Here is a 6,326-nt window from a genome sequence, read left to right on the forward strand (position 1 = left end):
CAGCCCGGGCTGACGGCCGTCGACCTCGCCAGGGTCAGTGCGGCCGGCGTTGGTCGACGATACGGCGCATCTTGCCGACCGAACGCTCGATCCCGCCCGGCTCGACGACGTCGACCGAGACCGAGACGCCGATCCGGTTCTTCACCAGGTGTTCCAGCTGCGCTCCGGCCTCGGCGGCGTCCGCGGCCGGGGCCGACTCCCGCCGTTCGACCCGGACGGTCAGCGTGTCGAGACGGCCGTCCCGGTCGAGGACGCACTGGAAGTGCGGGCTGAGCGTGGCGGTGCCGAGGATCAGCTCCTCGATCTGGGTCGGGAACAGGTTCACTCCGCGGACGATCATCATGTCGTCGGAGCGCCCGGTGATCTTCTCGATCCGCCGCATCGTGCGCGCGGTGCCGGGCAGCAGGCGGGTCAGGTCGCGGGTCCGGTAGCGGATCATCGGCATCGCCTGCTTGGTCAGCGAGGTGAGGACGAGTTCGCCCTCCTCGCCGTCGGGCAGCGGCTGCCCGCTGATCGGGTCGATGACCTCCGGGTAGAAGTGGTCCTCCCAGACGTGCAGGCCGTCCTTGGTCTCGACGCACTCGTTCGCGACGCCGGGCCCGATGATCTCCGACAGCCCGTAGATGTCGACCGCGTGCATGTCCAGACGCTGCTCGATCTCGCGCCGCATGTCGTTGGTCCACGGCTCCGCCCCGAAGATGCCCACCTTCAGCGACGTCGTGCGTGGATCGACGCCCTGGCGCTCCATCTCGTCGGTCAGCGCGAGCATGTAGGACGGCGTCACCATGATGACGTCCGGGCGGAAGTCCTGGATGAGCCGGACCTGGCGCTCGGTCATCCCGCCGGAGACCGGCACGACCGTGCACCCCAGCTTCTCGGCACCGGCGTGCGCGCCGAGGCCACCGGTGAACAGCCCGTAGCCGTAGGCGTTGTGCAGCACCATGCCCGGCCTTCCGCCGGCGGCGCGGATGCTGCGGGCGACGACGGTCGCCCACACGTCGAGGTCGTCGCGGGTGTAGCCGACGACCGTCGGCCGGCCGGTCGTACCGGAGGACGCGTGGATCCGGACGATCTGGTCGCGGGGCACCGCGAACATGCCGAACGGGTAGTTGTCCCGGAGGTCGGCCTTGGTGGTGAACGGTAACCGCACCAGGTCGTCGAGGGTCTTCAGGTCGTCCGGGTGCACACCGGCCGCGTCGAACGCGGCGCGGTAGTGGGCGACGTTGTCGTAGGCGCGCCGGACCGTCCACCGCAGACGTCGCGTCTGCAGCGCGGTCAGCTCGTCGCGCGACGCCGTCTCGATCGGCTCCAACTCGCCGGGGCGAGGGCTGAGGTCCTCCACAGCGGTCTCCTCACGTCGGAAGGCGCGCGGGGTCAGCGGCCGGTGAAGACGGGTTTCTGCTTGGCGAGGAACGCCTCGACGGCTCCGGCGTGGTCGGCGGTGAGCCCCAGCGCTGCCTGGGCTCGCGCCTCGGCCCGCAGGGTCGCGTCCAGGCTCCTCTCGTGTGGGCTCGCCGCGAACAGCCGCTTGGTCGCCGCGTAGGCGGCGGTCGGCCCCTGCGCCAGCTCCGCGACGAGCGTCCGTCCGGCAGCCTCGACCTCGGATCGGGCCACGACCGTGCCCGAGACGCCCCACGCGACGGCGTCCGCGGGGCGGAACGACGTCCCGAGCAGCACCAGCTCCCGCGCTCGGGACACCCCGACCGCACCGGCCAGCGTCGCCGACAACCCGGAGTCGCAGGTCAGCCCGATCCCGGTGAACGCGGTGGCCAGCACCGCGTCCTCGGCGAACACCCGGACGTCGCAGGCGAGCGCGAGCGCCAGCCCTGCTCCGACGCACGCGCCGTTCACCCCGGCGACGACCGGCTTGTCCATCGTCGCGAGGAGGCTGACGATCGGCGCGTAGTCGCGCTCCACCGTGTCGAACGCGTGTGCCGGGTCGGCACGCAGGGCTTCGGCGTGCTCGGCGAGGTCCTGTCCGACGCAGAACGCGTCGCCGGCGCCGGTCAGCAGCACCGCCCGGACGCCGTCGTCGGCGGCCACCCGCGCGAGCGTCTCGTGCAGCGCGGTCTTGGCGGCGGCGTCCAGCGCGTTCCGCCGCCGCGGACGGTTGAGCGTGACCACCGCGGCGGCGCCGATCCGCTCCAGCAGCACTTCGCTCGTCCCGCTCATCGTGCTCACGACGCCGCCCACGTCTTCGCGACGAGCGTCAGCACGTCGTAGGTGGCGACCGGCTTACCGTCCTGGTTGGTCACCACGGCGTCCCAGCGGACCTCGCCGTAGTCGGCGGTGTTCCGTGGCGTGATCTGCTTGACGGTCAGCGTCACCGCGATGCTGTCCCCGGCCTTGACCGGGGTGAGGAACCGCAGGTCGTCCACGCCGTAGTTGGCGAGCACCGGGCCCGGTGACGGCTCCACGAACAGCCCGGCGGCGAGCGACACCACCAGGTAGCCGTGCGCGACGATGCCGCCGAACAGCGGGTTGCGGGCGGCGGCCTCGGCGTCGGTGTGCGCGTAGAACGTGTCTCCGGTGAAGTCCGCGAAGTGCTCGATGTCGGCGAGCGTGACGGTTCGGGCCGCGGACCGGATCGTGTCGCCGATCCGCAGGTCCGCGAGGCTCTTCCGGAACGGGTGGACGTCGCTCTCCGGCTGGCGCGCGCCGGGCGTCCAGCGGCCGGTGACCGCCGTGAGCAGGTCCGGTGACGCCTGGATCGCGGTGCGCTGCAGGTGGCGGAGCACCGCGCGGACGCCGCCGAGTTCCTCGCCGCCGCCGGCCCGCCCCGGTCCACCGTGCACCAGGGTCGGGAGCGGGGAGCCGTGCCCGGTCGATTCGGCCGCGTCGTCGCGGTCGAGCACCAGGACCCGCCCGTGCCACGGCGCCAGCCCGAGCACGACGTCGCGCACGACCTGCGGATCGTGGCTGGCCACCGAGGCGACGAGGCTGCCCTTGCCCCGAGCGGCGAGAGCGACCGCCTGGTCGAGGGCGTCGTAGGTGAGCACGGTGCTGACCGGTCCGAACGGCTCGACGTCGTGCGGCTCGGTCGCGCCGTCCGTCGCGCGCAACACCAGCGGGGTGAGGAATGCGCCCCGGTCCGGATCGCCGTCGAGCAGCGCACCACCGTCCGGATCACCGATCACCACGTCCGCGCTCGCCCGCAGCGCCTCCACGGCCTTCCGGACCTCGTCGCGCTGGCCGAGGCTGGCGAGCGCCCCCATCCGGACGTCCGGGTTGCGCGGGTCGCCGACGGAAATCCGGGACAGCCGGGCCTCGAGCGCCTCGATCACGGTGTCGGCGAGCGGTTCCGGAACGAGCACCCGGCGGATCGCCGTGCACTTCTGCCCGGCCTTCACCGTCATCTCGGTGACCACGCCCTTGACGAACAGGTCGAATTCGGGGTCGCCCGGCCGCACGTCGGGGCCGAGGATCGAGCAGTTGAGCGAGTCGGCCTCCACGCCGAGGACCACTCCCCCGTCGACGACGTTCGGGTGCCGCCGCAGGATCCCGGCGGTGTGGGCGGAGCCGGTGAACGCCACCGAGTCGTGCACGGTCAGCTCGTCCAGCAGGCTCCCGGCGCCGCCGGCGATCAGCTGCAGCGACCCCTCGGGCAGCAGTCCGGACTCGAGGATGCGCCGCACGGCCAGCTCGGTGAGGTACGCGGTCTGGCTCGCTGGCTTGACGATCGTCGGCAGCCCGGCGAGGAGCGCCGGGCCGAGCTTCTCGAGCATTCCCCAGACCGGGAAGTTGAACGCGTTGATCTGCACCGCGACGCCCGGCCGCGACGTGTAGACGTGCTGGCCGACGAACGTCCCGCCCTTGCCGAGGCGCTCGGCGGAGCCGTCCAGCACGATCGTGTCGTTGGGCAGTTCGCGGGTGCCCTTGCTGGCGTAGCTGAACAGCGTGCCGATGCCGCCGTCGACGTCGATCGCGGTATCGCGCGCCGTGGCACCGGTGCGCATCGACAACTCAGCCAACGCATCCTTCCCTGCGGTCAGGTGCTTGGCGAGCGCCTTGAGCAGGGCCGCGCGCTCGTGGAACGTCAGCGCCCGCAGCGCGGGCCCGCCGACCGACCGGGCGTGCCGCACCATGGCGCCGACGTCCAGGCCGCGGCTGGAGATCCGCGCGACCTCCTCGCCGGTGGCCGCGTCGAGCAGCGGCTCGCCCTCGTCGTCGGCGCGCACCCAACGTCCGGCGCAGTAACTCTCCAGTAGCGGCGTCATCGCTTTCCCTCCTCGCAGTCGCGGCGTTGCGGAACTCGAACAGAGGGCCCGCCGCCCGGTTGCGCTCAGCGGTAGGCGCGTGCCACGGTATTACAGACCGATCGTTAAGTAAATGCCGCCGGGAGGAGCCGTGACAGCTCAGCTACAGGGGGCATCCGATGCTGCGCTCCAGGAGGCGTTCGACGCCGTGATCGCGCGGCACGACCGCATCGAGCCGCGCGACTGGATGCCCGAGGCTTACCGGAAAACGCTCGTGCGGCAGATCGCCCAGCACGCGCACTCGGAGATCATCGGCATGCAGCCGGAGGGCAACTGGATCGGCCGGGCGCCCTCGCTGCGGCGCAAGGCGATCCTGCTCGCGAAGGTCCAGGACGAAGCCGGCCACGGCCTCTACCTCTACGCGGCCTGCGAGACGCTCGGCGTCTCCCGCGACGAGCTCGTCGAGCTGCTGCTGGCCGGGAAGCAGAAGTACTCGTCGATCTTCAACTACCCGACGCTGTCCTACGCCGACGTCGGCACGATCGGCTGGCTGGTCGACGGCGCCGCGATCTGCAACCAGGTGCCGCTGTGCCGGACCTCCTACGGCCCGTACGGGCGGGCGATGATCCGGATTTGCAAGGAGGAGTCGTTCCACCAGCGGCAGGGCTACGAACTGCTGGCGACGATGGTGCGCGGCACCGACGAGCAACGCGCGATGGTGCAGGAGTCCGTCGACCGGTTCTGGTGGCCGTCGCTGATGATGTTCGGGCCGCCCGACACCGACTCGCCGAACAGCGCGCAGTCGATGGCCTGGGGCATCAAGCGCAACTCCAACGACGAGCTGCGGCAGAAGTTCGTCGACATGACCGTGCCGCAGGCCGACGCGCTCGGCGTCACGCTGCCCGATCCGGCGCTGCGCTGGAACGCCGCACGCGGCCACTACGACTTCGGACCGCCGGACTGGGACGAGTTCGCCGCGGTGATCCGCGGCGACGGCCCGTGCAACGCGCAGCGGATCGCGCACCGCCGGGCCGCCCACGACGAGGGCTCCTGGGTACGCGAGGCCGCGACCGCGTTCGCCGCACGGACCGAGCGATGACCGCGGATCGGCGGGACTGGCCGCTCTACGAGGTGTTCGTCCGGGCCAAGCGCGGGCTCAACCACGTCCACGTCGGATCCCTTCACGCACCGGACGACACCATGGCCGTCCACCACGCCCGCGACGTCTACACCCGCCGCAACGAGGGCGTGAGCATCTGGGTCGTCCGCGCCGACGCGATCACCGCGTCCAGCCCGGACGAGAAGGGCCCACTCTTCGCCCCGAACGCCGACAAGGTCTACCGCCACCCCACGTTCTACGAGATCCCGGCGAACGTCCCCCACATGTGAGGAGGCCGCTGATGGACGACGACAGCATCTACGCCGGCCTGCTGGACAACGACTCCACGCAGTGGGCGTTCGGAACGAACTTCGAGGATCCGCTGGCCGGGGTCGACACGACGGTTCCGGACGGCGTCGACCACACCGCTCTCGCCACGTACTGCCTGATGCTCGCCGACGACGCGCTCGTGCTGTCCCAGCGGCTCTCCGAGTGGTGCAGCCGCGCCCCGGACCTGGAGGAGGACATCGCGCTGGCGAACATGGCGCTGGACCTGCTCGGTCAGGCGCGCCTGCTGCTGGCCCGCGCCGCCGCGGCGGACCCGCGGGTCGTGCCCGCGCTGCCGGACGGCTCACCGGTCCCGGCGGAGGACGCGCTGGCGTTCTTCCGCGACGCCGAGCAGTTCCGCAACGTGCGGCTCGCCGAGGTATCGGGCGGCGACTTCGCGCACGTCGTCGTCCGGATCCTGCTGTTCGCCTCCGCGCGGCTCGCACTGCTCGACCGGCTGCGGAGCAGCCGGGACCACGTGCTGGCGGCGGTGGCCGCGAAGGGCGTCAAGGAGCTGACCTACCACCGCGACTGGGCCGCCCGGTGGTTCCGCACGCTGGCGCGCGGCACCGCGGAGTCCCACCGGCGGCTGCGCACCGCGCTCGACGCGCTCTGGCCGCTCTACCCGGAGCTGGTGTCGGCGCACCCGGTGGAGCGTTCGACGGCGGTGGCGATCGTCGTCGACCTGGACGGCCTGCCGTCCG

6 protein-coding genes are annotated in these 6,326 nt (G+C 71.9%); 3 read left to right on the forward strand and 3 right to left on the reverse strand.

All coding sequences use genetic code 11. From position 1 onward, the window contains the following. Positions 1-34: 34 nt before the first annotated feature. Genes paaK through paaZ form a run of 3 tightly spaced genes read right to left on the reverse strand, consistent with a single transcriptional unit; the run spans position 35 to position 4,217 of the window. Complete coding sequence (gene paaK / locus ABEB28_RS41935) at positions 35-1,342, reverse strand: phenylacetate--CoA ligase PaaK (protein ID WP_345733897.1); 1,308 nt, start codon at positions 1,340-1,342, stop codon at positions 35-37. 32 nt (positions 1,343-1,374) lie between these two features. Then, a complete protein-coding gene (locus ABEB28_RS41940; RefSeq protein WP_345733908.1) occupies positions 1,375-2,172 on the reverse strand; it encodes an enoyl-CoA hydratase/isomerase family protein in 798 nt (265 codons plus the stop codon). 5 nt (positions 2,173-2,177) lie between these two features. Beyond that, complete coding sequence (gene paaZ / locus ABEB28_RS41945) at positions 2,178-4,217, reverse strand: phenylacetic acid degradation bifunctional protein PaaZ (protein ID WP_345733898.1); 2,040 nt, start codon at positions 4,215-4,217, stop codon at positions 2,178-2,180. 226 nt (positions 4,218-4,443) lie between these two features. Here paaZ and paaA point away from each other — a divergent pair, with 226 nt between their 5' ends. From paaA to paaC, 3 genes are all read left to right on the forward strand, one after another. After that, a complete protein-coding gene (gene paaA, locus ABEB28_RS41950) occupies positions 4,444-5,295 on the forward strand; it encodes a 1,2-phenylacetyl-CoA epoxidase subunit PaaA (RefSeq protein ID WP_376981202.1) in 852 nt (283 codons plus the stop codon). Then, complete coding sequence (gene paaB / locus ABEB28_RS41955; RefSeq protein ID WP_345733900.1) at positions 5,292-5,585, forward strand: 1,2-phenylacetyl-CoA epoxidase subunit PaaB; 294 nt, start codon at positions 5,292-5,294, stop codon at positions 5,583-5,585. The genes paaA and paaB overlap by 4 nt, the downstream gene beginning before the upstream one ends. 8 nt (positions 5,586-5,593) lie before the next feature. Next, positions 5,594-6,326 (forward strand): 1,2-phenylacetyl-CoA epoxidase subunit PaaC (gene paaC / locus ABEB28_RS41960; protein WP_345733909.1); only part of this gene is annotated, 733 nt, incomplete at its 3' end.

It is taken from the genome of Cryptosporangium minutisporangium, assembly GCF_039536245.1.
Lineage (GTDB): Bacteria > Actinomycetota > Actinomycetes > Mycobacteriales > Cryptosporangiaceae > Cryptosporangium > Cryptosporangium minutisporangium.